This is a genomic window from Escherichia sp. AM3, from assembly GCF_032029835.1.
GTDB classification, from domain to species: Bacteria; Pseudomonadota; Gammaproteobacteria; order Enterobacterales; family Enterobacteriaceae; genus Escherichia; species Escherichia coli.
In genome coordinates this window covers 1-309 of record NZ_JAVUPQ010000799.1, presented here as the reverse complement: position 1 = coordinate 309, position 309 = coordinate 1, and the positions used below count along the sequence as shown (strand labels likewise).

Annotated in this window: 1 protein-coding gene and 1 pseudogene; one reads left to right on the top strand and one right to left on the bottom strand. The window is 54.4% G+C overall.

Annotated features, from left to right (window positions below):
* Window positions 1-78 (top strand): annotated as a pseudogene (locus RTW80_RS28435) (transporter); the annotation flags it as partial.
* A 33-nt stretch (window positions 79-111) separates the two neighbouring features.
* On the opposite strand, the gene RTW80_RS28430 reads toward RTW80_RS28435, so the two are convergent.
* A partial coding sequence (locus RTW80_RS28430) for a GNAT family N-acetyltransferase (RefSeq protein ID WP_312721449.1) occupies window positions 112-309 on the bottom strand: 198 nt, incomplete at its 5' end.

Genomic DNA, 309 nt, shown 5'->3' with positions numbered 1-309 from the left:
AAACCGTACCGCTCCATCGGTAACCTGCTGACGCTGATTGTGGGTGTGCTGTGTGTGTCGGTGATGTTTGTGGGTTGAGTATGCTGCCCGGCGCAATGCCGGGCATCTGTTTTACGCCCGAATATCGTCATACTCCCGCGTATTATCAAACTCATGCTTCGCAAATGGACACAGCGGGATAATTTTACGATTCTCACCGCGCATCTTCTCTACCACCTTCGCCACCAGCTGTTTACCCACACCCTGCCCTTTCAGGCTCGGATCCACATCGGTGTGCTCAATGATGCTCAGATGCTCGCCGGTCGGGAC